Origin of the sequence: Cupriavidus pauculus (assembly GCF_002858765.1) — a bacterium.
GTDB lineage: Bacteria > Pseudomonadota > Gammaproteobacteria > Burkholderiales > Burkholderiaceae > Cupriavidus > Cupriavidus pauculus_B.
The window spans coordinates 471,810-497,993 of sequence record NZ_PJRP01000002.1 but is presented as its reverse complement, the minus strand read 5'-3'; the positions used below and the strand labels follow the sequence as shown (position 1 = coordinate 497,993).

The 26,184-nt window shown below is 64.8% G+C and carries 24 protein-coding genes; 5 read left to right on the top strand and 19 right to left on the bottom strand.

Translation table 11 applies throughout. The features are described 5' to 3' along the window. Positions 1-16: 16 nt before the first annotated feature. The 6 genes from hutH to CYJ10_RS07115 form a co-directional block, all read right to left on the bottom strand. On the bottom strand, positions 17-1,579 hold the full coding sequence (hutH, locus tag CYJ10_RS07140; protein ID WP_101680802.1) for a histidine ammonia-lyase: 1,563 nt from the start codon (positions 1,577-1,579) through the stop codon (positions 17-19). 92 nt (positions 1,580-1,671) lie between these two features. Continuing rightward, positions 1,672-2,433, bottom strand: coding sequence for a histidine utilization repressor (gene hutC, locus CYJ10_RS07135; RefSeq protein WP_101680801.1), 762 nt, complete (start codon positions 2,431-2,433; stop codon positions 1,672-1,674). A 29-nt stretch (positions 2,434-2,462) separates the two neighbouring features. Beyond that, the gene (locus CYJ10_RS07130; protein WP_101680800.1) at positions 2,463-3,242 is read right to left on the bottom strand and encodes an ABC transporter ATP-binding protein; all 780 of its coding nucleotides are present in this window, start codon (positions 3,240-3,242) and stop codon (positions 2,463-2,465) included. Next, positions 3,239-4,111: an ABC transporter permease gene (locus tag CYJ10_RS07125; protein ID WP_101680799.1), complete on the bottom strand. Its 873-nt coding sequence runs from the start codon at positions 4,109-4,111 to the stop codon at positions 3,239-3,241. Before CYJ10_RS07125 ends, CYJ10_RS07130 begins: the two co-directional genes overlap by 4 nt. Positions 4,112-4,124: 13 nt before the next feature. Then, complete coding sequence (locus CYJ10_RS07120) at positions 4,125-5,087, bottom strand: ABC transporter substrate-binding protein (protein ID WP_101680798.1); 963 nt, start codon at positions 5,085-5,087, stop codon at positions 4,125-4,127. Between the two features lie 432 nt (positions 5,088-5,519). After that, on the bottom strand, positions 5,520-6,545 hold the full coding sequence (locus CYJ10_RS07115; RefSeq protein WP_101680797.1) for an NAD-dependent epimerase/dehydratase family protein: 1,026 nt from the start codon (positions 6,543-6,545) through the stop codon (positions 5,520-5,522). Positions 6,546-6,555: 10 nt separating this feature from the next. On the opposite strand from CYJ10_RS07115, the gene CYJ10_RS07110 reads away from it, so the two are divergent. Together CYJ10_RS07110 and CYJ10_RS07105 are read left to right on the top strand one after the other, a co-directional pair. Beyond that, a complete protein-coding gene (locus CYJ10_RS07110) occupies positions 6,556-7,611 on the top strand; it encodes a CDP-6-deoxy-delta-3,4-glucoseen reductase (RefSeq protein ID WP_101680796.1) in 1,056 nt (351 codons plus the stop codon). A 260-nt stretch (positions 7,612-7,871) separates the two neighbouring features. Then, positions 7,872-9,059 (top strand): acetylornithine transaminase, encoded by a 1,188-nt coding sequence (locus CYJ10_RS07105; RefSeq protein WP_101680795.1) that lies wholly within the window; start codon positions 7,872-7,874, stop codon positions 9,057-9,059. A gap of 84 nt (positions 9,060-9,143) precedes the next feature. Here CYJ10_RS07105 and CYJ10_RS07100 read toward each other — a convergent pair whose 3' ends face one another. From CYJ10_RS07100 to CYJ10_RS07070, 7 genes are all read right to left on the bottom strand, one after another. Beyond that, entirely contained in the window at positions 9,144-9,860 is a 717-nt protein-coding gene (locus CYJ10_RS07100) for an ABC transporter ATP-binding protein (RefSeq protein WP_101680794.1), read from the bottom strand. 15 nt (positions 9,861-9,875) lie between these two features. After that, positions 9,876-10,652, bottom strand: coding sequence for an ABC transporter ATP-binding protein (locus CYJ10_RS07095; protein WP_101680793.1), 777 nt, complete (start codon positions 10,650-10,652; stop codon positions 9,876-9,878). Positions 10,653-10,665: 13 nt separating this feature from the next. Beyond that, positions 10,666-11,820, bottom strand: coding sequence for an ABC transporter permease subunit (locus CYJ10_RS07090; RefSeq protein ID WP_101680792.1), 1,155 nt, complete (start codon positions 11,818-11,820; stop codon positions 10,666-10,668). Positions 11,821-11,833: 13 nt separating this feature from the next. Next, entirely contained in the window at positions 11,834-12,769 is a 936-nt protein-coding gene (locus CYJ10_RS07085; RefSeq protein WP_066732058.1) for a branched-chain amino acid ABC transporter permease, read from the bottom strand. A 222-nt stretch (positions 12,770-12,991) separates the two neighbouring features. Next, positions 12,992-14,197 (bottom strand): branched-chain amino acid ABC transporter substrate-binding protein, encoded by a 1,206-nt coding sequence (locus tag CYJ10_RS07080; RefSeq protein ID WP_101680791.1) that lies wholly within the window; start codon positions 14,195-14,197, stop codon positions 12,992-12,994. A gap of 658 nt (positions 14,198-14,855) precedes the next feature. Continuing rightward, entirely contained in the window at positions 14,856-15,848 is a 993-nt protein-coding gene (gene ispH / locus CYJ10_RS07075) for a 4-hydroxy-3-methylbut-2-enyl diphosphate reductase (protein WP_101680790.1), read from the bottom strand. After that, the gene (locus tag CYJ10_RS07070) at positions 15,848-16,339 is read right to left on the bottom strand and encodes an FKBP-type peptidyl-prolyl cis-trans isomerase (RefSeq protein WP_101680789.1); all 492 of its coding nucleotides are present in this window, start codon (positions 16,337-16,339) and stop codon (positions 15,848-15,850) included. Before CYJ10_RS07070 ends, ispH begins: the two co-directional genes overlap by 1 nt. Positions 16,340-16,725: 386 nt before the next feature. On the opposite strand from CYJ10_RS07070, the gene rpmB reads away from it, so the two are divergent. From rpmB to nadB, 3 genes are all read left to right on the top strand, one after another. After that, positions 16,726-16,959: a 50S ribosomal protein L28 gene (gene rpmB, locus CYJ10_RS07065; protein ID WP_101680788.1), complete on the top strand. Its 234-nt coding sequence runs from the start codon at positions 16,726-16,728 to the stop codon at positions 16,957-16,959. 13 nt (positions 16,960-16,972) lie between these two features. Further along, positions 16,973-17,143: a 50S ribosomal protein L33 gene (gene rpmG / locus CYJ10_RS07060; RefSeq protein ID WP_008644909.1), complete on the top strand. Its 171-nt coding sequence runs from the start codon at positions 16,973-16,975 to the stop codon at positions 17,141-17,143. A 223-nt stretch (positions 17,144-17,366) separates the two neighbouring features. Then, positions 17,367-18,980 (top strand): L-aspartate oxidase, encoded by a 1,614-nt coding sequence (gene nadB, locus CYJ10_RS07055; RefSeq protein ID WP_101680787.1) that lies wholly within the window; start codon positions 17,367-17,369, stop codon positions 18,978-18,980. Positions 18,981-18,983: 3 nt separating this feature from the next. Here nadB and nadC read toward each other — a convergent pair whose 3' ends face one another. The 6 genes from nadC to purN all read right to left on the bottom strand — a co-directional run bounded on the left by nadC (position 18,984) and on the right by purN (position 26,084). Continuing rightward, positions 18,984-19,847, bottom strand: a complete 864-nt coding sequence (gene nadC, locus CYJ10_RS07050; protein WP_101680786.1) for a carboxylating nicotinate-nucleotide diphosphorylase — start codon at positions 19,845-19,847, stop codon at positions 18,984-18,986. Next, entirely contained in the window at positions 19,844-20,998 is a 1,155-nt protein-coding gene (nadA, locus tag CYJ10_RS07045; protein WP_101680785.1) for a quinolinate synthase NadA, read from the bottom strand. The genes nadC and nadA overlap by 4 nt, the downstream gene beginning before the upstream one ends. 141 nt (positions 20,999-21,139) lie before the next feature. After that, the gene (locus CYJ10_RS07040) at positions 21,140-22,330 is read right to left on the bottom strand and encodes a DesA family fatty acid desaturase (protein ID WP_101680784.1); all 1,191 of its coding nucleotides are present in this window, start codon (positions 22,328-22,330) and stop codon (positions 21,140-21,142) included. A gap of 308 nt (positions 22,331-22,638) precedes the next feature. Beyond that, the gene (locus CYJ10_RS07035; RefSeq protein WP_101680783.1) at positions 22,639-23,994 is read right to left on the bottom strand and encodes a mechanosensitive ion channel family protein; all 1,356 of its coding nucleotides are present in this window, start codon (positions 23,992-23,994) and stop codon (positions 22,639-22,641) included. Positions 23,995-24,030: 36 nt separating this feature from the next. After that, complete coding sequence (locus tag CYJ10_RS07030; protein ID WP_101680782.1) at positions 24,031-25,428, bottom strand: RsmB/NOP family class I SAM-dependent RNA methyltransferase; 1,398 nt, start codon at positions 25,426-25,428, stop codon at positions 24,031-24,033. Next, positions 25,425-26,084 carry a phosphoribosylglycinamide formyltransferase gene (gene purN, locus CYJ10_RS07025; RefSeq protein WP_101680781.1) on the bottom strand — a complete coding sequence of 220 codons (660 nt, stop codon included), beginning with the start codon at positions 26,082-26,084 and terminating at the stop codon, positions 25,425-25,427. The genes CYJ10_RS07030 and purN overlap by 4 nt, the downstream gene beginning before the upstream one ends. Between the last annotated feature and the right edge of the window lie 100 nt (positions 26,085-26,184).

The window sequence follows — 26,184 nt, the reverse complement described above, 5'->3', positions numbered from 1 at the left end:
TGCTTGCCCTGGCGCGTCAAACGGCTACGTTCGTCGGCAGGATCTCCCGCACGGCCTCGGGCCAGCCCGCGCCGGCGTCGCCCTGCACCACCCATTGCTTCATCGCCTCGATATCGGGCGCCAGATAGCGGTCGGCTTCCACGAAGGCCACGCGGGCGCGGATGCGGGCCAGTTCCTGCTCCACCAGCGGCGACGACTTCAGCGGGCGGTGGAATTCGATGCCCTGCGCGGCGGCCATGGCCTCGATGCCGACGATCACGGCCGTGTTAGCGGCCATGTCGCCCAGGCGGCGCGCGCCGTAAGTGGCCATCGACACGTGGTCTTCCTGGTTGGCCGACGTGGGCAGGCTGTCCACGCTGGACGGATGCGCCAGCGACTTGTTTTCGGATGCCAGCGCCGCGGCCGTGACCTGGGCAATCATGAAGCCCGAGTTCAGGCCGCCGTCGCGCACCAGGAACGGCGGCAGGCCGGACAGGCCCGTATCGAGCAGCAGCGCCAGGCGACGCTCGGAAATGGCGCCGATCTCGGCGATGGCCAGCGCGATGATGTCGGCGGCGAACGCCACCGGCTCGGCGTGGAAGTTGCCGCCGGACACCACGTCGCCCTGTTCGGCAAACACCAGCGGGTTGTCAGACGCGGCGTTGGCTTCGATGCGCAGGATGCGCGCGGCGTGGCCAAGGTTGTCCAGGCAGGCGCCCATCACCTGCGGCTGGCATCGGATCGAGTACGGGTCCTGCACGCGCCCGCACGCCTTGTGCGAATCGACGATCTCGCTGCCGTCGAGCATCGCGCGCACGGCGCTGGCCACGGCGATCTGGCCCGTCTGGCCGCGCGCGTCATGGATGCGGGCATCGAACGGCTTGACCGATCCCTTGATGGCTTCCAGCGACAGCGCTCCCGCCACCAGGCCGGCCGCGAAGGCATCCTCGGCGGCAAACAGGCCAGCCAGCGCCAGCGCCGTGGACACCTGCGTGCCGTTCAGCAGCGCCAGCCCTTCCTTCGGCCCCAGCGTGAAGGCGTCCAGCCCGGCATGGGCCAGGCCCTGTGCGGCCGGCACGCGGCGGCCGTCGATCGTCACGTCACCCACGCCGATCAGCGTGCAGGACATGTGCGCCAGCGGCGCGAGGTCGCCCGAGGCGCCCACCGATCCCTTGGCGGGAATGCACGGCGACACGCCGTGGTTGGCCAGCGCCAGCAGGGCATCGATCAGTTCCGGACGCACACCCGAATGGCCGCGCGCCAGGCTGACGGCCTTGATCGCCAGGATCAGCCGCACGGTATCGGCCGGCAGGTCGGCGCCGGTGCCCACGCTGTGCGACAGCACCAGGTTGCGCTGCAGGTCGGCCAGCTTGTCGTGGGCGATGCGCGACTGCGCCAGCTTGCCGAAGCCGGTGTTGATGCCGTAGACCACGGCGTCGGCGTCGATGATGTCCTGCACCGTGGCCTGCGCGGCACGAACGCCGGCCCAGGCCGATTCGGCCATCGCCAGGCGCACTTCGCCACGGTAGATGCGGCGCAGGTCGTCCAGCGAAACGTGGCCAGGGTTCAGGGTCAGGAGGGAGCGGGAATCGTTGGTCATCTGAGTACGTCTTATGTTGTATGAGCCTGTCTATACAGGTTAGTCGAAAAATAAACCCGATGGACAGCTTTTGACTGGCCTCGGGAAACTGTCTAGCCGAAGGCGGGATTGCCGTCGGCGCGAAACCGGCTCCCCAGCCGATACCGGTTGCCTGGGTGCAGGCAGCGCACGAAAGTGACAGGAACGCCATGCGTCCAGGTGCGGCGGGTCAGCAGCAGACAGGGCTGCGTGGGCGGCATCTCCAGCTGCGCGGCCTGCTCGGCCGTGGCGGCAATGGCATCGACCACGTGCTCCACCTGGTCATATGGCACGTTGCGCAGCAGGTACTCGCCCGGCTGCGTATCGGCAAAGTCCTGCGAGATGAAGTCGGGCGCCGCGCGCGGGTTCACGTAGCGGTCTTCCAGCTGCACCGGCAAGCCGTCTTCGCGGTGGATGCAGATGGAGTGGTACACCGATTCGCCCGTGCGCAGTTCCAGCGCGGCGGCCACCTCGATCGACGCCGACACACGCTCCACCAGGATCACGTCGCAGGCGTAGTCATGGCCGCGCATGCGGATCTCATCCTGCAGGTTGACCACCGACAGCAGCGTGGACTGCGGCTTGTGCTCGGCCACGAACGTGCCCACGCCGGCCACGCGCACCACCCTGCCCTGCTCCGACAGCTCGCGCAACGCCCGGTTGACCGTCATGCGCGACACCGAGAAGCGGCTCACCAGTTCCTGCTCGGACGGCACACGGTCGCCGGGCTGCCACGCGCCGCTCTGGATCTGGCGCGCGATGTACTCCTTGACCTGCTGGTACAGCGCGGCCGGAGCGTTGGACGGGGAAGGTGCCGGGTTGGCGGACGGATTCATGACCTGTTGCGAAATGCCGGATCGCCGGTTCAGTGCTCGGCCGATGCCATGGCTTCGGCCCGAATTTCCTCGGTAAGCCGCGCCTTGAGCACGGAGAACTCTGGCGATGTCTTGATCGTGTAATGGCGCGGATGGACAAAGTCCACCGCGATCTCGCTCTTGATCCGACCGGGCCGCGCGGAAAACACCGCCACGCGGTTGGCCATGAAAATGGCCTCGTCGATATCGTGCGTGACGAATAATACCGTCTTGCGGTGCGACTCCCAGATGCCGAGCAGCAGCTCCTGCATCAGCACGCGCGTCTGGTTGTCCAGCGCGCCGAACGGCTCGTCCAGCAGCAGGATCTTCGGGTCGTTGGCCAGCGCCCGCGCAATCGCCGTGCGCTGCTGCATGCCGCCCGACAGCTGCTTCGGGTAGTGCTGCTCGAAGCCGCGCAGCCCGACGCGGGCGATAAAGAAATCGCTTCGTTCCTTTTGCTCGGCCAGGCTCATGCCACGCTCGCGCAGCCCGAAACGCACGTTCTGCTCGATGGTCAGCCACGGAAACAGCGTGTACGACTGGAACACCATGCCGCGGTCGGCGCCCGGGCCGGCCACCGGCTGGCCGTCGAGCAGCACGCGGCCGCCGCTGGGGGTGTCCAGCCCGGCCACGATGCGCAGCAGCGTCGACTTGCCGCAGCCCGACGGGCCCAGGATCGTCACAAAATCGTTGTCGCGCACCTCGAAGTCGACGGGCAGCAACGCCTGCGTGCTGCCGCCGCGCGGACTCTCGAAAGTACGGGACACCTGCTGGATCGACAGCGCGCTCATTTGATCGAACTCCACGGAAACAGGCGCTGGTTGGCCAGCTTGAAGACCAGGTCGGACACCAGCCCGATGCAGCCGATGACGATGATGCCGAAGATGATCTGCCCGGTATTCAGCAGCGCCTGGCTGTCGGTAATCATGTGGCCGATGCCCGAGGACGAGCCAATCAGTTCGGCCACGATCACGTACGTCCACGCCCAGCCCAGCACCAGCCGCAGCGTCTCAGCAATCTCCGGCGCGGCGCCCGGCACCAGCACGCGGCGCACGATGCCGCGCGGCGTGGCGCCCAGCGTATAGGCGGCTTCCACCAGGTCCTTGCGCGCGCCGCCCACCGTGACCGCCACCATCAGCACAATCTGGAAGAACGAGCCGATGAAGATCACCAGCAGCTTCTGCGTCTCGCCAATGCCGGCCCACAGGATCAGCAGCGGGATGAACGCCGACGCCGGCAGGTAGCGGCAGAACGACACGAACGGCTCAAAGAACGCCTCGGCCGCCTTGTAGGCGCCCATGAAGATGCCCAGCGGCACGGCCAGCACCGCCGCCAGCACGAAGCCGCCGATCACGCGCCAGACGGTCATGCCGATGTCGCCAATGAAGCCGTACTGCGTGAACAGCAGCCAGCCCTCGTGCGCCATCGTCATCGGATCGGCCAGGAACGTGCGCGGCACGAAGCCACCCAGCGTGACCACGGCCCAGACGCCAAAGAACGCTGCGAAGAACGACAGGCCCAGGATCCAGCGGGCCTGCGACGACACCGGCACCAGCGGCGACAGCCACGGATGGCGCGCACGCGGCGCGCGGTCCGCCGGCTGGGCGGCGATTGGCGCGGGTGGGCGCGCGGTGGCGGGAGCTTGGACGGACGACGACATCACGGCCTCCGGCTTACTTGAGGTATCGGGCGTCATAGAGCGCCGTCACGTCGGGCACCTGGCGGATCACGCCGATGTCCTTGAGCACGTCGGCCGCTTCCTTGCTGAAGCTGGCCAGTTCGCCCGAGAAGAATTTCTGGTTGGCGGCCTTGTCCTGCCAGCGCAGGTAGGCCGACGACTTCGCGAACTGCTCGCCAGTCTGCTTGACCGCCGCGCCCATGATGTCGTTGGACTTCTCCGGCTCCTTGCGGATCATCTCCAGCGCCTCGAAGTAGCTGTCGACCAGCGCCTGGGCGGCCTTGGGATTGTCCTTGAGCCATTTCGGCGCGCAGCCGAGCGTATCGGTCACCATCGGGTAGTCGAGCGTGGTGGCCAGGATCTTGCCGCGGTCCGGATTGGCGCGCACCGTCGACAGGTACGGCTCGTAGGTCATGGCGCCGTCGTTCTGCCCCGCCACGAACGCCTGCGCGGCCGCCTGCGGCGACAGCGTGGTCAGCTTCACGTCCTTGAGCGTCATGCCGTTCTTCTTCAGCATCCAGGCTAGGCCGAAGTACGGCGCGGTGCCCGGCGCGTCGACGCCGATGGTCTTGCCCTTGAGGTCCGCAAACGCCTTCACGTCGCCGCGCACGGCAAGGCCGTCGGCGCCGTACGACTTGTCCAGCTGCACGATCTGCGTGATCGGCACGCCATTGGCATTCCAGGCCACATGGGTTTCCACGGTGGTGGCCGCGCACTGGATGGCCCCCGAGGCCAGCGCCAGGTGGCGGTCCTTCTGCGGAATCATCTTGATGTCCACGTCCACGCCGTGCTTCTTGAAGATGCCTGCCTTGTCGGCCAGTGTCAGCGGCGCAAAGCCGGTCCAGCCGCTCATGCCGATGGTGACCGGCGTGTTCTGGGCATGGGCGGGCGCGGCCAGGGCCGCGGCGGCAAGGGTGGACGCAACTGCGGCAAAACGGAACGGCAGGGGCAGCTTCATGCTGTCGGCTCCATCAGTCGTGGGGTGAACGCAATCTATCAACGCTGTATATACAAGTCAAACCCGGGGTTTACCTGAGTCATCAGGCAAGTGCGCCTTCCTGAATCCACCCACAGACGCGCGATTGCGGTGCCGGGGCATGCTGCAATGCACCTCAAAGGCGCACGGGACTGGCGGGGTGTGGGGTTTGATGCACCGACTTGTCTATACAGGCGACGCGGGCGGACTGTGACGCAATCGGCGTGCCTGGCTTGGGAAGAGGTGGCCGCTACGTGATGGTTGCTCCCCTCTCCCGCAAGGCGGGAGAGGGGTCGGGGGAGAGGGCCCGGCAGTTCAAATTGCCAAACGTCAGCAAGCAGAACCTCGACGCCCTCTCCCCCCCTCTCCCATTTTGTTCATGGGAGAGGGGGGCCAGAGATCGGCCTGGGCGCGTCAACGATCAAAAAACGAACTGACCGTGGGATAACGCAAGCGCAGCCGCAGTTCGCGCTTGAGCCGGCGGTTGTCCAGCCGGCGCGATTCGCTCATGAAGCTCAGGAGCGTGGGGTCGATGGTGTCACGTGCCTGCTGGCGGGTGATGCGCGGCGGGCGCGGCAGGCCCTTGCGGTCTGCCACGAGGTCGAAATAGTCGGCCATGCGCAGTTCGGTGTCGTCGCTGGCATGCACCACGCGCTGGGGCCGGCCACGCCAGAGCGCGGCGATCATGGCCCGCGCCAGGTCGTCGGCGTGGATATGGCTGGTGTAGACGTCGTCCTGGGGCGCCAGCGCCGGCGTGCCCTTGTGCAGGCGCGCCACGGGCAGCCGGTCTTCCGCATAGATGCCGGGGACGCGCACGACGCCCGTCCGCCAGCCGGCGTCGCGGCCAAAGGCGCGCACCGCCGATTCCGCCGCCACTCGGCGCCGGGCCCGTGCAGTCTGCGGACGCACCGCGTGAAATTCCTGCACGCGCGCGCCGCCGCGGTCGCCGTAGACACCGGTGGTGCTGGCATAGATGAAGGCGCCGGCAGCGCGGTGCCGCGAGGCGGCCTCAAACGCCCGGTGCCAGCCCCGCTCGGGTAGAATGGCGGCCTCGCTGACGCCCGGCCGTTGGGCACGCGTGCGGCGCCAGCTGGTGCGCCGTAGCGCACCCAGCAACGCTTGCGTGCGTGGATCGCCATCGCCCTGACCGGGCGGCGGCGCCAGGTCGATGACCCGCGCGGCCAGCCGCGACAGCCGTGCCAGTGTGGCCGGCTGATCCAGGTTGGCCACCAGCGGAATCGCACCGGCTTCTCGCAGTTCAGCCTGGCGCGATGGTTGCGACGTCACGGCGAACACGCGCATGCGCGTGGCCAGCTCGCGCAGGATGCGGGTGCCAACATCGCCGCAGCCAACGATCAGCAGGCGCGGACGGCCCAGCCGCCGACGCCGAACGCCCCGTGGGGAAGACAACGCCGCTTGCGGCGACAGAATTTGGTTCATAGACCCGATTATGGCTTATCAAGTTACCGTCATGCCGAGTGGCCACAAGTTTGAAGTGGCTGCCGACGAAACCATCCTAGGCGCCGCGCTGCGCCATAGCATCGGCCTGCCTTACGGCTGCAAGAACGGCGCCTGCGGGTCGTGCAAGGGCCGCGTGGTCGAAGGCACGATCCAGCAGGGCGACCACGCCGCGTCGGCCCTGACGGCCCAGGAAAAGACCGAAGGCCGCGCCCTGTTCTGCTGCGCCAACGCCACCTCGGACATCACGATCGAATGCCGCGAGGTGCATGGCGCCGGCGACATCCCCATCAAGAAGATCCCGTGCCGCGTGGCCACCATGGAGCGCCTAGCTGACGACGTCATCGCCGTCAAGCTGCAACTGCCCGCCACCGAGCGCATGCAGTTCCTGGCCGGCCAGTACGTGGAATTCCTGCTGCGCGACGGCAAGCGCCGCAGCTATTCGATCGCCACGCCGCCGCACGAGGAAGGCCCGATCGAACTGCACATCCGCCACATGCCGGGCGGCGCGTTCACCGACTACGTGTTCGGCGCCAAGGAAGGCATGCCGGCCATGAAGGATCGCGACATCCTGCGCTTCGAGGGTCCGCTGGGCAGCTTCTTCCTGCGCGAGGATTCCGACAAGCCGATCATCCTGCTGGCCTCGGGCACCGGCTTCGCGCCGATCAAGGCCATCGTCGAGCACGCCGCCTATACGGGCATCACGCGCCCGATGACGCTGTACTGGGGCGGCCGCCGTCCGGCCGACCTGTACATGCACGCGCTGTGCGAGCAGTGGGCGCGCGACCTGCCGAATTTCAAGTACGTGCCGGTGGTGTCCAACGCGCAGGCCGACGACAACTGGTCGGGCCGCACCGGCTTTGTCCACCAGGCCGTGATGGCCGACCATCCGGACCTGTCGGGCCACGAGGTCTACGCCTGCGGCGCGCCGGTCATGGTCAACGCCGCGCGCACCGATTTCTCGGCCCAATGCCGCCTGCACGAGGACGCCTTCTTCGCCGATTCATTCACGTCCGAGGCCGATCTGCACCAGGCTGGCGCCGCCTGACCGACCGGCCCGCCGTTCCGTCGACACAACAATGCCACCCGGGTCTGCCAAATTTCGCTTTGACACCCGGGCGCATGCGTCTTATATTGGCCGCCATGAACACCGCCATGATCCGACGCCGCGCACGTACGTTGCTCCCCTCCGGGGTGCCGCGCGGCTGACCGTAGACAGCGTCTGTTCAGGTCAACGAGCCACGGGCAACCCCCGTGGCTTTTTGCTTTTGTCCGTCCATCTTTTCATGCCGATCCCAGGAGTCCGCCATGGCATTTGCTGAGTTTCCCGTCCAATCGCTGATGTACATCACCAACCGCCCCGAACTGGTCTTCACCGAAGGCAAGGGGTCGTGGCTGACGGACCATAACGGCAAGCGCTATCTGGATTTCGTGCAGGGCTGGGCGGTCAACGCGCTGGGCCACTCGAACGAGGGCATGATCCAGGCGCTGGAACAGCAGGCGCGCAAGCTGCTGAATCCGAGCCCGGCCTTCTACAACGAGCCGATGCTGAAGCTGGCCAACCAGCTGACCGACAACAGCTGCTTCGACAAGGTGTTCTTCGCCAACAGCGGCGCCGAAGCCAACGAAGGTGCGATCAAGCTGGCGCGCAAATGGGGCCGCAAGCACAAGAACGGCGCGTTCGAGATCATCACGATGGACCACAGCTTCCATGGCCGCACGCTGGCGACCATGAGCGCGTCGGGCAAGGCCGGCTGGGACACCATCTTCGCGCCGCAGGTGCCGGGCTTCCCGAAGGCCGACCTGAACGACCTGGCTTCGGTGGAAAAGCTGATCACCGACAAAACCGTCGGCATCATGCTGGAGCCGGTGCAGGGCGAAGGCGGCGTGATCCCCGCCACCCGCGAATTCATGCAGGGTCTGCGCGCGCTGGCCGACAAGCACAAGCTGCTGCTGATCGTCGATGAAGTGCAGACCGGCTGCGGCCGCTGCGGCACGCTGTTCGCGTACGAGCTGTCGGGCGTGGAGCCGGACATCATGACGCTGGGCAAGGGCATTGGCGGCGGCGTACCGCTGTCGGCGCTGCTGTGCAAGGCCGACGTGGCCAGCTTCGAGGCCGGCGACCAGGGCGGCACGTACAACGGCAACCCGCTGATGACGGCCGTGGGCAGCTCGGTGATCTCGCAGCTCACCGCGCCGGGCTTCATGGACGACGTGAAGGCCAAGGGCCAGTACCTGCGCGAGCAGCTGCTGGCGCTGTCGGCGGAATTCGGTCTGGGCGGCGAACGCGGCGAAGGCCTGCTGCGCGCGCTGGTGCTGGGCAAGGACATCGGCCCGCAGATCGTGGAAGAAGCACGCGAGATGAACCCGACCGGCCTGCTGCTGAACGCGCCGCGCCCGAACCTGCTGCGCTTCATGCCGGCCCTGAACGTGACCCGCGAGGAAATCGACCAGATGATCGGCATGCTGCGCGAGCTGCTGAAGAAGCTGGCGTAAGGAAAAAAGCCTCGCAGAACGCGAGGCTTTTCAGTCTTGCTCCCCTCTCCCGCAAGCGGGAGAGGGGAGACAACCATTACTACTTCACTCGCCCAGGTACGCCGCCCGCACCTTCGGATCGTCCAGCATCTGCTTGGCGTCGCCGCTCATCGTGATGAGGCCCGACTCCATCACGTAGCCGCGGTGGGCGGCCTGCAGCGCCAGGCGCGCGTTCTGCTCCACCAGCAGCACCGTCACGCCCTGCCCCGACACGGTACGCACCACCTCGAAGATCTTCTCGACCATGATCGGCGACAGACCCATCGACGGCTCGTCCAGCAGCAGCAGCTTGGGCTGGCTCATCAGCGCACGCGCCATGGCCAGCATCTGCTGCTCGCCGCCCGACATCGTGCCGGCCAGCTGGTTGGCACGTTCCTTCAGGCGCGGGAACGTCTCGAACATGCGATCGATGTCGGCCTTGATGCCGGCCTCGTCGTTGCGCGTGTACGCACCCATCTGCAGGTTCTCGGTGATCGTCATGCGCGCGAACACGCCGCGGCCTTCCGGCACCATCGCCAGCCCCTGCTTGAGCAGCGTGTAGCTGGGCACGCCCTTGATGGACTTGCCCATGTACTCCACATCGCCGCCGGCCCAGCCCTGCAGGCCGGTGATGGCCTTCATGGTCGTGGTCTTGCCGGCGCCGTTGGCACCGATCAGCGTCACGAGTTCGCCGTCCTGGATCTCCAGGTCGACACCCTTGACGGCCTGGATGCCGCCATAGGCCACCTTCAGGCCCGAAATCTTCAGAATCGTTTGTGGCATTGCTTCTCTCCCGCCTTAGTGCGCCGACGCGCCGAGGTAGGCCTCGATCACGGCAGGATTGCTCTGGACTTCCTGAGGCAGGCCCTGCGCGATGACCTTGCCGTAGTCCAGCACGGTCAGGCGGTTGCACAGGCCCATCACCAGTTTCACGTCGTGCTCGATCAGCAGGATGGTCTTGCCATCGTTCTTGATCTTTTCCAGCAGGCCGCGCAGTTCCACCTTCTCGGTGGCGTTCATGCCCGCCGCGGGCTCGTCCAGCGCCAGCAGCTTGGGCTCGGTAGCCAGCGCGCGGGCGATCTCCAGACGGCGCTGGTGGCCGTACGACAGGTTGCGCGACGTGAAATTGGCGTATTTGCCAATGCCCACGTAGTCCAGCAGGTCGTGCGCCATGTCCTCGATGCCCTCTTCTTCGCGGCGCACCGAAGGCGGACGGAACACGGCGCCGAACAGCCCGGCCTTGGTGCGCACGTGGCGGCCCACCATCACGTTTTCCAGCGCGGTCATCTCGCCAAACAGGCGGATGTTCTGGAACGTGCGCGCGATGCCGGTCTTGGCCACTTCATGCACGGCGGTCGGCTGGTACGGCTTGCCGCCCAGCACGAACTCGCCCGAATCGGGCGTGTACAGGCCGGTGATCACGTTGAAGAACGTGGTCTTGCCAGCACCGTTCGGGCCGATCAGGCCATAGATTTCACCGGCCTTGATCTGCAGGCCCACATCGGACAGCGCCTGCAGGCCGCCGAAACGCTTGTTGACCCCCTGTACGGACAGGAGGAATTCGGAATTGCTCATGTTGTCCTCCTGCTCAGAAACGGCCCACGTTGCCCGCGCGGCGCGCCACCGGGCGATCTTCCTTGCGCGGCGACGGCCAGATACCCGCCGGGCGGTACAGCATCACCGCCACCAGGGCCAGGCCGAACAGCAGCTGGCGCAGTACTTCAGCGTCAACGATCACGTGGCCGAACAGGCCGGTCTGCATCGGTTCCGCCACCACGCGCAGCAGTTCCTGGAAACCCACCAGCAGGATGCCGCCCAGGATCACGCCCGGGATGTGGCCCATGCCGCCCAGCACCACGATGGCCAGAATGTAGATCGATTCCCACAGCGTGAACGATTCCGGCGAGACAAAGCCCTGGAACGCACCGAACACCGCGCCCGAGGCGCCGCCGAATGACGCACCCATGGCAAAGGCCAGCAGCTTCATGTTGCGGGTGTTGATGCCCATGGCCTTGGCCGCGATCTCGTCTTCACGAATCGCCACCCAGGCACGGCCGATGCGCGAGTTCTGCAGGCGCAGGCAGATGAACACGATCACGATGACCAGGAACACCAGCAGGTAGTAGTACATGAACACCGGCGTGAACTTCATCCCGAAGATCTCGTGCGATTTCGAGAAGTCGAAGCCGAAGATATGCACCGGGTCTACCGCCGTGATGCCCTTGGGACCGTTGGTGATGTTCAGCGGACGATCCAGGTTGTTCATGAAGATCCGGATGATCTCGCCGAAGCCCAGGGTCACGATGGCCAGGTAGTCGCCGCGCAGTTTCAGCGTGGGCGCCCCCAGCAGCACACCGAACGTGGCCGCAACCAGCACCGCGCACGGCAACACGAGCCACATCGTCAGATGCAGGCCGTTCGGGAACAGCTGGTGGATCCACTCGAACTGGTTGGCCAGGTGCGGCGAACCGAGCAGCGCCATGCTGTAGGCGCCCACCGCGTAGAACGCGATATAGCCCAGGTCAAGCAGGCCGGCAAAGCCCACCACGATGTTCAGGCCCAGCGCCAGCATGATGTAGAGCAGCGCGAAGTCCAGCACGCGCACCCAGTAGTTGCCGCCAAAGGTCTGGACGAAGAACGGCGCGCACAGCGCCACCACCAGAAAGGCCAGCAGGGCCGCCAGGGTCTTGGCCGGGACACGCGACGGCGCCGCCACGGCCGTGGATGGAATCGGAGTATTCATGGATTCTCTCCCCTCAGGCGCGGTCGGCCACGCGTTCGCCCATGATGCCGGACGGACGGAACACGAGCACGATAATCAGCACGATGAAGGCAAACACGTCCTGGTAGTTCGAGCCGAACACACCATTGGTCAGGTCGCCGATGTAGCCGGCGCCCAGTGCCTCGATCAGCCCCAGCAGCATGCCGCCCACCATGGCACCCGCCAGGTTGCCGATGCCGCCCAGCACGGCGGCGGTGAACGCCTTCAGGCCAGGAATGAAGCCCATGTAGAAGTGGGCGTTGCCGTAATTGGTGGCCATCATCACGCCAGCCAGCGCCGCCAGCGTGGCGCCGATCATGAACGTGGCCGAAATCACGAAGTTGGGGTTCACGCCCATCAGGCCCGCCACCTTCTGGTTCTCGGCGGTGGCGCGCATGGCGCGGCCGAGCTTGGTGCGGTTCACCAGGGCCAACAGGCCCGCCATGACCATCACGGCCAGGCCGATGATGACCATTTCCTTGCCGGTGATGGTGGCGCCGGTGGAGCCGATGTCGATCGGTTCCGAGGGCAGCAGCTGCGGGAACGTCAGCGGGTTGCGCGACCAGATCAGCATCCCCATAGTCTGGAGGATGATCGAAACACCGATCGCGGTAATCAGCGGGGCCAGGCGCGGCGCATTGCGCAACGGCCGGTAAGCCACGCGTTCAATCGTATAGGCAAGCACTGCACAGACGGGCATGGCGATCAGCGTGGCGATCACCAGCGTCAGCCATTCGGGCAGACCGGGGGCAAATTTCTGCAGCCCCATGATTGCCGACAAAGCGGTCAGCGCGCCAATCATCAGGACGTCGCCGTGAGCGAAGTTGATGATGCCCAGAATGCCGTAGACCATGGTGTAGCCCAGTGCGATCAGCGCATAGATGCTGCCGAGCACCAGACCGTTCACGATCTGCTGGATAAAGATATCCATGAAAACTCCTGCTTCAGCCCCGCTCCGGCCGGCATGGTGTGGATGCCGTGGAAGGGACGGTAATGTTGGATAGGTCGGGTAGGTTGGTAATCAGTTTTGCTGGTGTGCTGCCCGCCCTGTTCCACCCATGGTAAGGATGTTCAAAAACACGTTGGCGAGACTAAAAAGAACGGCACCGCAAGGTACTCACGGTGCCGTTCGTCTGGGACGGTAAGCCCCGGATTACATCTTTACGACGTCGAGGACGGACTTCTTCTTGTCCTTGTACTCGTACAGCGTGATGGTGCCTTCCTTCATGTCGCCCTTCTCGTCGAAGGCGATGTTGCCGATCACGCCCTTGTAGTTCGTCTTGGGCATTTCGGCCAGAATGGCAGCCGGGTCGGTCGAGTTGGCGCGCTTCATTGCATCCACGACCACCATGACGGCGTCATAGGTGAACGGTGCGTAGATCTGCACCGGCGAGTTGAAACGAGCCTGGTAGCGCTTCTCGAAATCGGCGCCGGTTTCCATCTTCGACAGGGCCAGACCCGCTTCCGAGCAGATGATGTTGGACACTGCGTCGCCAGCCAGTTCGGCCACCTTGTCGGTACAGACGCCGTCGCCGCCAACGATCTTGGACGTGATGCCCAGTTCCTTGGCCTGCTTGGCGAACGGACCGCCGGTGGCGTCCATGCCGCCGTACATGATCACGTCCGGCTTCTTGCCCTTGATCTTGGTCAGAATGGCCTTGAAGTCGGTGGCCTTGTCGTTGGTGGCTTCGCGTGCCACCACGTTCACACCGGCAGCCTTGGCGGTCTTCTCGAACTCGTCGGCCAGGCCCTTGCCGTAGGCGGTGGCGTCGTCGACGATCGCCACGCTCTTGGCGTGCAGGCTCTTGGCGGCGTAGTTGGCCAGTGCCGGGCCCTGCTGGGCGTCGGTGGCCACCACGCGGTACGTGGTCTTGAAGCCTTGCTTCGTGTAGTCCGGGTTGGTCGACGACGGCGAGATCTGCGTGATGCCGGCGTCGCTGTAGATCTTCGAGGCCGGAATCGACACGCCCGAGTTCAGGTGACCCACCACGGCCACGACCTTGGCATCCACCAGCTTCTGGGCCACGGCAGTACCGGTCTTCGGATCGGCGGCGTCGTCTTCGCCCACCAGTTCCAGCTTGATCTTCTTGCCGCCGATTTCCAGACCGGTCTTGTTCACTTCCTCCACGGCCAGGCGCGCGCCGTTTTCGTTGTCCTTGCCAAGGTGGGCAATGCCGCCCGTCAGCGGCGCGGCGTGGCCGATCTTGACGACGGTTTCACCACCGGCAGCGGCAGGCGCCGCGGCGGCCGCCGGTGCGGATGCTGCCGCATCAGCCGGCTTTTCTTCCTTCTTGCCACATGCAGCGACCAGCGCCACAGCGGCCGCGATCGGCAGAATCTTGGCAAACGTGAATTGCATGAGTGATCTCCTAGGATTCACAAAAACAGGAAAATAACTACGCCTCCCGGACGTATTTCCTGGACCGCCTTTGTTTAGTTTCAATTTGAAACGCGCGCATTGTATCCCCTTTCTTTGCGGATGCAATACGCGACGCAACAACCTGAACCATTTACCCGCCAAATGAGCTAGGGAATTTCCCCAGTGCACAGATTGGGGCAATCTCCGCCTACTTGGCAGACCCGTCTCCTTCCCTTTCAAGAATCATGCCTGCAGCGCCTGAGGCGCCGCACAGGCCATGAATCAAGCCATCCCGGCGCCACCTATAATGCCCTGCTATTAATTAGGCATTTCATTCGATTTACCAGGCGCTTGCTCTAATGTGCAGAATGTAGCGCCGCACCATAATAGGGAAAACCCCATTCCCCGGGATTACCCTGATATTGTCTGGGTGTCCGTACAGGTACCGCCGCGATAATCGCTTCTAATAAGGCTACGCGCGATCGGAGGCCAATTGCAATGTATTCAGGCATGCGTCATCCGTCGCACCAGGGCGGTGCAACCCGGTTGAACGGAAACGGATTCAGGAAGAGGTGGGCGGCGAAGGGACGCCAGAAATGCAAACGCCGCTGGCGGATGGCCAGCGGCGTTCGGAAAAATCAGGTAGCAGGGAGGGTCGTCAGGACTGGACAGACACGCTCGCCAGGCCGCGCGGCAGCGGGAACGACATGTTCTCTTCCACGCCTTCCAGCGCCCGCACGCTCTTGACGCCAAACGTGCGCAGGCGCTCTACGATGGCCTGGGCCAGCGCTTCGGGCGCCGACGCGCCGGCGGTCAGGCCGATACGACGCTTGCCGGCCACCCACTCCGGCTTGAGCTGCTCGGGGTCATCGACCATGTAGGCCGGCACGCCCAGACGGGCGGCCAGTTCGCGCAGGCGGTTCGAGTTCGAGCTGTTCGGGCTGCCCACCACGATCACCACTTCCACCTGGGGCACCATGAACTTCACGGCGTCCTGGCGGTTCTGCGTGGCATAGCAGATGTCCTGCTTCTTGGGCTCACGGATCTGCGGGAAGCGCACCTTGAGCGCCGTCACGATCTCGGCCGTCTCGTCCACCGACAGCGTGGTCTGCGTGACATAGGCCAGCTGCACCGGATTGCGCACCACGAGCCGGTTGACGTCTTCGACCGACTCCACCAGCAGCATGCCCTGCTCGGACTGGCCCATCGTGCCCTCCACCTCGGGGTGACCCTTGTGGCCGATCATGATGATTTCGCAACCTTCGGCGCGCATCTTGCCCACTTCCACGTGGACCTTGGTCACCAGCGGGCAGGTGGCATCGAACACGGTCAGGCCACGGCGCGTGGCGTCGGCACGCACTTCCTTCGACACGCCGTGCGCGCTGAAGATGACCGTCGAACCGGCTGGCACTTCCTCCAGTTCGTCGATGAAGATCGCGCCCTTGTCGCGCAGGTCGGCCACCACATAGGCGTTGTGCACGATCTCGTGACGCACGTAGATCGGTGCGCCGAACCGCGACAGCGCGCGTTCCACGATTTCGATGGCGCGGTCCACGCCGGCGCAGAAGCCGCGCGGCTGGGCCATCAGGATTTCGGCGTCGGCAGAAGTAGTAAGTTCGGTCATGCTGCGTTCCATCGCCACGGCGGACATCAGAGAATTCCGATCAGCTGGACGTCGAACAGGATCGTCTGTCCGGCCAGCGGGTGGTTGAAATCGAAGAGCGCCGCGGTTTCGCCATATTCCTTCAGCACCCCGGCGTACTTGCCGCCGCCGGGCGCGTTGAATTCGACGAGATCGCCGGGCGTGTACTCCTCCTCGAACGAGCTGTTCTCGCGCAGCGTGGCCAGCGAGACCCACTGCAGCAGTTCAGGATTGCGCGGGCCGAATGCGTGTTCGGCATCCAGGCGGTACGTCATGCGGTCGCCCTCGGGCATGCCCAGCAGCGCCTGCTCCAGCGTGGGGGCGAACTGGCCCTGACCCAGCAGCAGCGTGGCGGGCTTTTCCTCGAACGTGCTCACCACTTCGGTGCCGTTCTCGAGGGCGATACTGTAATGAAGCGTCAGGAAGGAATCGGCCTGGACGGTCTTGCGCGCGGACGCGCCACCAGCGGCGGCCTGCGCCGAAGAAGTTTGCAAAGTCATGGGAGTCAACCGGTCAACAGCCGCCATTGTATGCGACTGGACCGTCCGCCGCCGGGTACGGCCGCGCCCCCATGTCGGAAATTGACGAAGTTGACCCGCTGTCGCCGCGCTGGACATGCCGCCCCGCCCCCATTACAGTGTGGTCCGCACCGCGTTTGTCCGCGGTGCGTCCAGAGCAGGACCGGCTTCCAGGCGTCACGCCACGTGACGCAAGCGGCACGGCGCAACAGCCTCCTTCCGAATCTATCGGAGGGCATTGATTCGCCGCTCGATTCCGGTCTATAATGTTCGTTTCGCTGAAGTACCAATCCGCTGCAGTCCGGGCCCGCGCGCCTTTTGTTGATCTGTTGCGAACATTGTCCACGAATAAGATTTAGGAGTGCTTCATGGCACGCGTCTGTCAAGTGACCGGGAAAGCGCCGATGGTCGGCAACAACGTTTCCCACGCAAACAACAAGACCAAGCGCCGTTTTCTGCCCAATCTGCAGAACCGCCGCTTCTTCGTTGAATCGGAAAACCGCTGGGTGAGCCTGCGCGTCTCGAACGCCGGTCTGCGCCTGATCGACAAGAAAGGCATCGACGCCGTGCTCGTAGACCTGCGCGCACGCGGCGAAGTCTAATAAGGAGTAAATCATGGCCAGCAAAGGCGGACGCGACAAGATCAAGCTGGAATCGACCGCAGGTACGGGTCATTTCTACACGACCACCAAGAACAAGCGCACCATGCCGGAAAAGATGGAGATCTCGAAGTTCGATCCCGTCGCCCGCAAGCACGTGCCTTACAAGGAAACCAAGATCAAGTAATTGATCCCTGGTCTTCAGCTGAAAGCCCCGCCCTCGCGGGGCTTTTTGCTTTTGGGGCTGCGTTAGCGACGCGCTTCCGCGTTGCCGGCGTTGTGGCGTCAACTTCGCAACGCCCGCCAACCCTTGTCTGACAAGGGAAAGATGTCAGTTTCGTGGCAAGCCAGTGTAGACTTGCCAGCTTTCCCCCATCACGCTTTCGCCCCAGAAGCGATCCCCCTGCACCATGAACTTCGATGTCGCGATTGTCGGCAGCGGTCTGGCCGGCCTTACCGTCGCGCTGCAGCTGGCCGACACCCACCGGGTTGTCATCCTCAGCAAGCGTGCCATGACAACGGGGGCCAGCGACTGGGCACAGGGCGGCATCGCGGCGGTGCTCGATTCCGGTGACAGTCACGACGAGCATACGCAGGACACGCTCGTTGCCGGTGCGGGCCTCTGCGACGAGGAAGCCACGCGCTTCATCGTGGAACATGGGCGCGAGGCCATCCAGTGGCTGATCGACCGTGGCGTGCCGTTCACGCGCGACGACCAGGCCGAACTGGGCTTCCACCTGACGCGCGAGGGCGGCCACAGCCGCCGACGGATCATTCACGCCGCCGATGCCACCGGTCACGCCGTGGTCACCACGCTGGCCGAGCAGGCCCGCAAGCATCCGAACATCACGATTCTAGAAGACCAGTTCGCGATCGACCTGATTACATCGACCAAGCTGGGACTGCCGGGCAACCGCTGCTACGGCCTCTACGTGCTCGACGTGGCCACCGACGAAGTGCGCACCATCACGGCCACGCACACGGTGCTGGCGGCCGGCGGCGCGGGCAAGGTCTATCTCTATACGACCAACCCCGACACGGCCACCGGCGACGGCATCGCCATGGCGTGGCGCGCGGGCTGCCGCGTGGCGAACATGGAATTCATCCAGTTTCACCCGACCTGCCTCTATCACCCGTACGCCAAGTCGTTCCTGATCTCCGAAGCCGTGCGTGGCGAAGGCGGCCTGCTGAAGCTGCCCGACGGCACCCGCTTCATGCCCGAGCACGACGCGCGCGCCGAACTGGCGCCGCGCGACGTGGTGGCCCGCGCTATCGACTTCGAGATGAAAAAGCGCGGCATCGATTGCGTCTATCTCGATATCACGCACCAGCCCGAGTCGTTCCTGAAGGAGCACTTCCCCACCATCCACGCACGCTGCCTGGAACTGGGCATCGACATCGCCCACGAACCGATTCCGGTGGTGCCGGCCGCGCACTACACCTGCGGCGGCGTAGTGACGGACACCGCGGGCCGCACCGATATCGGCAACCTGTACGCGGTCGGGGAGACCGGCTGCACGGGCCTGCATGGCGCCAACCGGCTGGCATCGAACTCGCTGCTCGAATGCATGGTGATCGGCCAGGCTGCTGCCTCGGACATCGCCACGCAGGGCAAGTCCGGCGCACCCGATCTACCGCTACCGGCCTGGGACGAAAGCCGCGTCTCGGACGCCGATGAGGAAGTGGTGGTGTCGCACAACTGGGACGAGTTGCGCCGCATGATGTGGAACTACGTGGGCATCGTGCGCACCGACAAGCGCCTGGAGCGCGCGCAGCACCGCATCGGCCTGCTGCGCGAGGAGATCGCCGAGTATTACGCGAACTTCCGCGTTACGCGCGACCTGCTGGAACTGCGGAACCTGGTGGAAGTGGCGTCGTTGATCGTCGAAGGCGCGTACTCGCGCCATGAGAGCCGGGGGCTGCACTTCAGCCGCGACTACCCGGAAACCCTGCCGAAGGCACTGCCCACGGTGTTGCAGCCGGTAACAGGCCGGGCGGCCCGCCACCGTCAGCACAGGGGTTGATGCTTAGCCGATGATGCGCAGCGAATAGTCGGTCGCGCGCACATCCTTGGTGAGCGCGCCCACCGAGATGCGGTCGACACCGGTCTCGGCGAACCTGCGGATCGTCTCGTAGTTCACGCCACCCGAGACTTCCAGCAGCGCGCGGTCGTGGTTCAACGCCACGGCCTCGCGCATCATCTCCAGCGTGAAGTTGTCGATCAGCACCGACTTCGCGCCAGCCGCCAGCGCCTCTTCGAGTTCGGCGATCGACTCCACTTCGATCTGGATTGACGCTTCGGTACCCAGCGCCAATGCGGCCTCCATTGCTGCCGTGATGCTGCCTGCCGCGGCGATGTGGTTTTCCTTGATCAGGATGCCGTCGTACAGCGCCAGGCGCTGATTCTCGCCACCGCCCACCTTCACCGCGTACTTCTGCGCCAGCCGCAGGCCGGGCAGCGTCTTGCGTGTGTCGAGCACGCGTGCGCGCGTATCGGCAATCAGATCGGCGTAGCGGCGCGTGGCCGTGGCCACGCCGGACAACAACTGCAGGAAGTTCAGCGACGGACGCTCGGCGGTCAGCAGCGCACGGGCCGGGCCCGTGATCTCGCAGACCACGTCGTCGGGCGCCATGCGCGCGCCCTCTTCCTTGAGCCACGTCACCTGCAGGCGCTCGTCCACGGCCTTCATGCAGGCCTCGAACCACGGACGCCCGCACAGCACGGCCGCTTCGCGCACGATCACACGCGCCTGCACCGGCTTGTCGGCCGGCACCAGCAGGCCGGTCAGGTCGCCGGTGCCCACGTCCTCGGCAATGGCGGCGCGCACATTGGCTTCCAGCGCGGTCTTGAGCGCCGGGCCGTAACTGTCGAATACCGGATTCACACTCATGCCGGGCCCACTCCCTGGAACAGCGCGGCCTCTTTGGCCAGGTCCGCGGCGGGGCGCACGTTGGCCTTCTGCTGCGCGGCGAAATCGAGCATGCGCTGGATGCAGGTGACGGCACGCCGGCCGATATCGGCATCGACGTGGATTTCATTGCGGCCCGTCTCTAGCACTTCGGCCAGATTGGTCAGTGCGTTCATGGCCATCCACGGGCAATGCGCGCAACTCTTGCACGTGGCGCTGTTGCCGGCCGTCGGGGCTTCGATGAACATCTTGCCCGGCGCGGCCATGCGCATCTTGTGCAGGATGCCGTTGTCGGTGGCCACGATGAATTCGCTGGCGTCGAGCTGCTGGGCGGCGGCAATCAGCTGGCTGGTGGAGCCCACTACATCGGCCTGCGCCACCACGTTGGCGGGCGACTCCGGGTGCACCAGGATCTTGGCCTTCGGATGCTCGCGCCGCAGCAGGTCAAGTTCGATGCCCTTGAACTCGTCATGCACCAGGCACGAGCCCTGCCACAGCAGCATGTCGGCGCCCGTCTGCTTCTGGATGTAGCTGCCCAGATGCTTGTCCGGCGCCCACAGGATTTTCTCGCCCCGAGCATGCAGATGCTCGACGATCTTCAGGCCGATGCTCGACGTCACCATCCAGTCGGCGCGCGCCTTCACGGCGGCGCTGGTGTTCGCGTAGACCACCACAGTTCGGTCCGGATGCGCGTCGCAGAACGCGGCAAAATCGTCGGCCGGACAACCGAGGTCGAGCGAGCAGGTCGCGTCGAGGTCCGGCATCAGGATGGTCTTTTCGGGGCTCAGGATCTTGGCCGTCTCGCCCATGAAGCGCACGCCCGCCACGACCAGCGTCTGGGCGGCGTGATCGCGACCAAAGCGCGCCATCTCCAGGGAATCCGACACGCACCCGCCAGTTTCCTCGGCCAGGTCCTGCAGGTCGGCATCGACGTAGTAGTGCGCCACCAGCACCGCGTTGCGTTCCTTCAGCAGCTTGCGGATACGGTCCTTGAGCGCGCCGCGCTCGTAAGGCGTCAGTGTCGGAGGCACCTTGGCCCAAGCATGGGCCATGCAGCTGCCGCCGGCGGCATTGTCGGCATCCGCCAGGTTCGGCTTCTCGAACTCGACGGTCTTGATGGATTGTGGGGTCATCTGTGCAGTACTCCTCGGGGCACCCGTCGGCCGCCGCGCTTGAGCGCGCGATCTATGCCGCGAACATGGGGAGTGTAGCCAAAAGAAAAAGCCCCGCCTGGGGCGGGGCTTTTAGCCATGACGGGCGCGTCGGCGATTGTATCAGGCGTACCGGCGCAGGCGCAGCGAAAACTCCTGCAGTGCCTGGATGCCGCTGGCTTCGGCGCGATGGCACCAGGCCTGCAGCTGGGCCAGCAGTTGCTCGCGCGTCATATTCGAGCGGCCCCAGATCACGGCCAGTTCGCGACGCATTTCCACGTAGGTGTGCAGCATCTTGTTCTGCTCGGTGATGCTGGCCAGTTGCTGGCGCTGCGGCGCCCCCAGCTTCACTTCCTCGCGGTGGAACCACTTGCGGGCCGGCTTGTAGCTCTTGTACTCGGGCGAATTGCCTTCCTTGTGCTTGCGCAGTTCGGCCTTGTACGCGCTCTTCAACTCCTTGGCGTAGCGGGCCATCACGTCGTAGCGGTTGGCGATGATCGCTTCCAGCGTGTTGTGATCCACCGGACGCGCTTCCACCAGGCGAGCCTTGGGCGGCGTCTTCTTGACCTTGGCCAGGCCCACCGATTGCATCGCGCGGATGTACCACCAGCCCACGTCGATCTCGTACCACTTGATCGAGAACTTGGCCGACGTCGGGTACGTGTGGTGGTTGTTGTGCAGCTCTTCGCCACCGATGATGAAGCCCCACGGCGACACGTTGGTCGATGCATCCTCGCAATCGTAGTTGCGATAGCCCCACCAGTGGCCCAGGCCATTGATGATGCCGGCGGCATGGATCGGGATCCACAGCATCTGCACGGCCCACACGCTCATGCCAACCACGCCGAACAGCGCCAGGTTGATGATCAGCATCAGGCCCACGCCTTGCCAGCCAAAGCGCGAATACACATTGCGCTCGACCCAGTCATCGGGCGTGCCGTGACCGAACTTGGCAACGGTTTCCTTGTTCTTGGCCTCGGCGCGATACAGTTCGGCGCCTTCCAGCAGCACCTTGCGGATGCCGCGGGTCTGCGGGCTGTGCGGATCGTCCTCGGTCTCGCACTTGGCGTGGTGCTTGCGGTGGATGGCGGTCCATTCCTTGGTCACCATGCCCGTGGTCAGCCAGAGCCAGAAGCGGAAGAAATGCTGGGCAATCGGATGCAGGTCCAGCGACCGGTGCGCCATGCAGCGGTGCAGGAAGATGGTGACGCCGGCGATCGTGATGTGCGTCACCACGAGCGTGTAGATCACGATCTCCCACCAGGACCAGTTGGCGAGGCCGTTGGCGGCCCAGTCAAGAATTGTGTCGAACAAACTATGTTCTCCGTCGTAAAACGAGTGTTTGCAGCGCGGCACCACCGTGCGGCGCACCTGTCGCGCAGAAAAAAGACTGCAAATTTATCGATTGCGATAGCTTTCTGGCGCGGGCTGTATCCCTGAGGGGAGCCTGGCCGAGGCACGAACCGCTGCAATCTGGCGGTTGTCTGGTGTGGGGCTGCGGGTCGTCAGTATACCCGCGACAATCCGTTATTCTACCGGATCGGCGCGAGAGGGACATCCGCTTTTTCCCCGACTTTGATACCGCCTATCGGCCTTGGTTCCGCAGGTGACCCGCAAAGAACTCACTCGGCGTTGGCGGCAGTGGCGGGCAAGGCACCTGAAGAGGGATTCAGCACCCGCAATTCGCGCTGCGGATACGGAATCGACACGCCATGTTGCTGGAAACTTCGCCAGATAGCACGGTTCATCGCCGATTGCACGCCGAGCTTGCCGTTCTGCGGATCGGCGATGTAGACCGCCGTTTCGTACTCGATGCCGCTGTCGGCAAACGCTACCAGGAAGGCCGCAGGGGCCGGTTCCGCCAGCACACGTGGAATATCACGCACACAGGCCTGCAGCAGCGCGATCACCGTTTCCGGGTCGGAGTTGTAGTCGGCCTGCACCCGCACCGCCACGCGCACATTGGTGCCCGAGAACGAATGGTTCTGCACCGATTGGGCCACCAGCTGCTCGTTCGGCAGCAGCGTTTCGCCGTCGCCGTTTCGCAGCACCGTGTAACGCGTACGGATCTGCGAAACGATCCCGGTGTACTTGTCCACGGTGATCTGGTCACCGAGCGCGATGGAGCGGTCCAGCAAAATGATGAAGCCCGAGATGTAGTTGCTGGCGATCTTCTGCAGGCCCAGGCCCAGACCCACGCCCAGCGCGCCGCCAAACACGGACAGCACGGTCAGGTCGATGCCCACCAGCGACAGGCTCACAAGCAGCGACACCAGCAGCAGCAACGCCTTGGCGATGCGCGTCAGCACGACCTTGAGATTGGCGTCCAGCGTCTGGGCGCGCATCAGGCGGTCTTCGAGCCAGGAACCGAACCACATCGCCACCAGCACTGTCAGCAGGATCCACACCACGCCCAGCAGTGCGTCGGCAATGCTGATCGGATGCTTGCCGCCCACCGGGAACCGCACGGCCTCCATCCACTTCACCACATCCGGCAGCAGGCCCACCACGTACAGCGCCATGCCGATCCACACCAGCGTGGTCAGCACCTTTTCCACCAGCACCAGCATGCCGTGGAGCTGACCGTTGGCCGACATGACCCGGCGCAGGATGTAGAAGGCGAAATACAGGGCCGTGATGCCGAACAGCGGCACCAGCGCCAGCCGCAGCACGCTGATCGACGCGAACGGCGCCAGCGCATAGCGGGCCACTAGGACCAGCAGCCACGCGAACAGCGGGAACATCGCGCGCTCCAGGCTGACCGCAGCCAGGCGCAGCGCGAAGCTCGACGTCTCGTGCCGCGCTTCGAGCCGCTTGATCACGTTGCGCGCCAGCGGCCACGCCACCAGCAGACAGGCAGCCAGAATGCCGATCTGCCAGAAGAACCCCTGCCCGCCCGCATCGTGGATCAGGTCGTCGAGCATCTTGCCCATGACCGAGTGCGAGCGGGTCAACGCCGCGAGCGTATCGGGGCTCATCGTGCTGCCTTCTGCATGGTTCCGCGCATTTCCGACTTAACGCGTGCGTTCCAGCACGGCCGCGAAGAAGCCGTCGGTCTGGTGGATTTGCGGATACAGCGCCAACATGCCGCCTTCTGCGGGCAAATCGGGCACCGCGATCTTTTGCTCGGCGAATACCTCGGCCGCCGGCACCAGGCGGAAGTTCTCGTTCTTGGCCAGGAAATCACGGACGATCGCTTCGTTTTCGGCCTCCAGCACGCTGCAAGTGGCGTACACGACGCGTCCGCCACCCTTCACCAACTTGGCGGCGGCTTCAAGAATCGCCGATTGCTTGGCGGTCAATTCCAGTACCGATTCCGGCGTCTGGCGCCATTTCAGGTCCGGGTTGCGGCGCAGCGTGCCCAGGCCGCTGCACGGCGCGTCGACCAGCACGCGGTCGATCTTGCCAGCCAGGCGCTTGACCTTGGTATCGCGTTCCGAGTCGATCAGCACCGGATGAACGTTGGACAAACCGCTACGTGCCAGGCGCGGCTTCAGGTTGGCCAGGCGCTTTTCCGACACATCGAAGGCATAGAGACGGCCCGTCGAACGCATGGCCACGCCCAGCGCCAGCGTCTTGCCGCCCGCGCCCGCACAGAAGTCGACCACCATTTCGCCGCGCTTCGGTGCCAGCAGATGGCACAGCAGCTGGCTACCTTCATCCTGCACTTCGACGCCACCGTTGATGAACAGCGGCAGCTGATTCAGCGCGGGCTTGCCCTTCAGGCGAATGCCGGCCGGGGCCATCGGGGCCGGTTCGGCGGTAATGCCGGCGGCCTCCAATTCAGCCAGCGCTTCCTCGCGCGACAGCTTGGCGGTGTTGACGCGCAGGTCCAGCGGCGCCGGACGCAGCCAGGCATCGCCCATCGCGGCCGTGAACGCTTCGCCATGATGCGCAACCAGATCGTCGTACAGCCATTCGGGCAGATTGGCCCGCACGCGCGGCGCCAGGCTCGATCGTTCGATCGTGGTCAGGCGGTCCAGCCACTCGGCCTCGTCCGGATACAGGAACGGGGTCAGCGTGTCGCGGCCCAGCGTCGCGGCCAGGCCCAGCAGGCCCAGGCGGCGCGAGGCCGCGCCGGTGCCGCTCTCGGCAAACTGACCAAATTCGACGCGTCGACGCAACACTGCGAAAACTGCTTCAGCGATGATTCCGCGGTCACGATGGCCAAGTTTGCTATTTTCACGGAAGTAGTGGCTCACCACCGCATCCGCCGGACGCGCGAACAGCAGCACCTTGCCGATCAGGCGATCGATATGTTGCAGGTGGAACGCCTGCAGCCCGCCCGGCGTGCGCGGGCCCTGATTGGCCTGGCCGCCTTGTGCCTTGCGGATCGGGCTGGACTTGCCCTTGCTGCCGCGCGGGCGCTGGCGGTTGTCGCGGGAGGTGGTGTTTTCTTGTTGCCGACTCATGGCTGTTTTCCTGCCGCTTCGGGCGAGATGGCCATGAACCATTGGGGTTCGGCCGGTTGAACTTGAACTACGCCGTCCTGCACTTGCAGGCGGTCTTCGACAAACCAGCGCACGGCGCGTGGATAGATGACATGTTCGCTATCGAGCAAACGATCGGCCAGCGATTCCGGTGTATCGCCAGGCAGAACGTCGAGCGCAGCCTGCACCACAATCGGGCCATGATCCAGCTCGGGCGTGACGAAATGCACGGTCGCACCGTGCAGCTTGACGCCCGCATCCAGCGCTTGCCGGTGCGTGTGCATGCCCGGAAAGCTCGGCAGCAGCGACGGATGGATATTCAGCATCCGGCCCGCGTAATGCTCGACGAAGTCGTCGGTCAAGATGCGCATGAAGCCGGCCAGAACAACCACATCGGGTTGGTACGCGTCGATGGCATCGCGCATCGCCGCATCGAAACCGGAACGATCGGGAAACTGCTTGTGGTCCACCACGCCAGTGGCGATACCGTGATCGGCGGCAAACTGCAGGCCCGAGGCATCAGGCCGGTTCGACAGCACTGCGGCCACGCGCGCCGGCCACCGCTCGGCTGCGCAGGCCCGGACAATGGCTTCCATATTGGAGCCACGCCCGGAAATCAATATGACAATATTTTTCATCGCCGCGATTCTACCAAGCTGTGGTCCAAAGGCTTGCAATCCGTGCTCAATAGGTACTTAATTACCGCGAAACGCGCCTCCCACAACGCTTTTGGGCCAG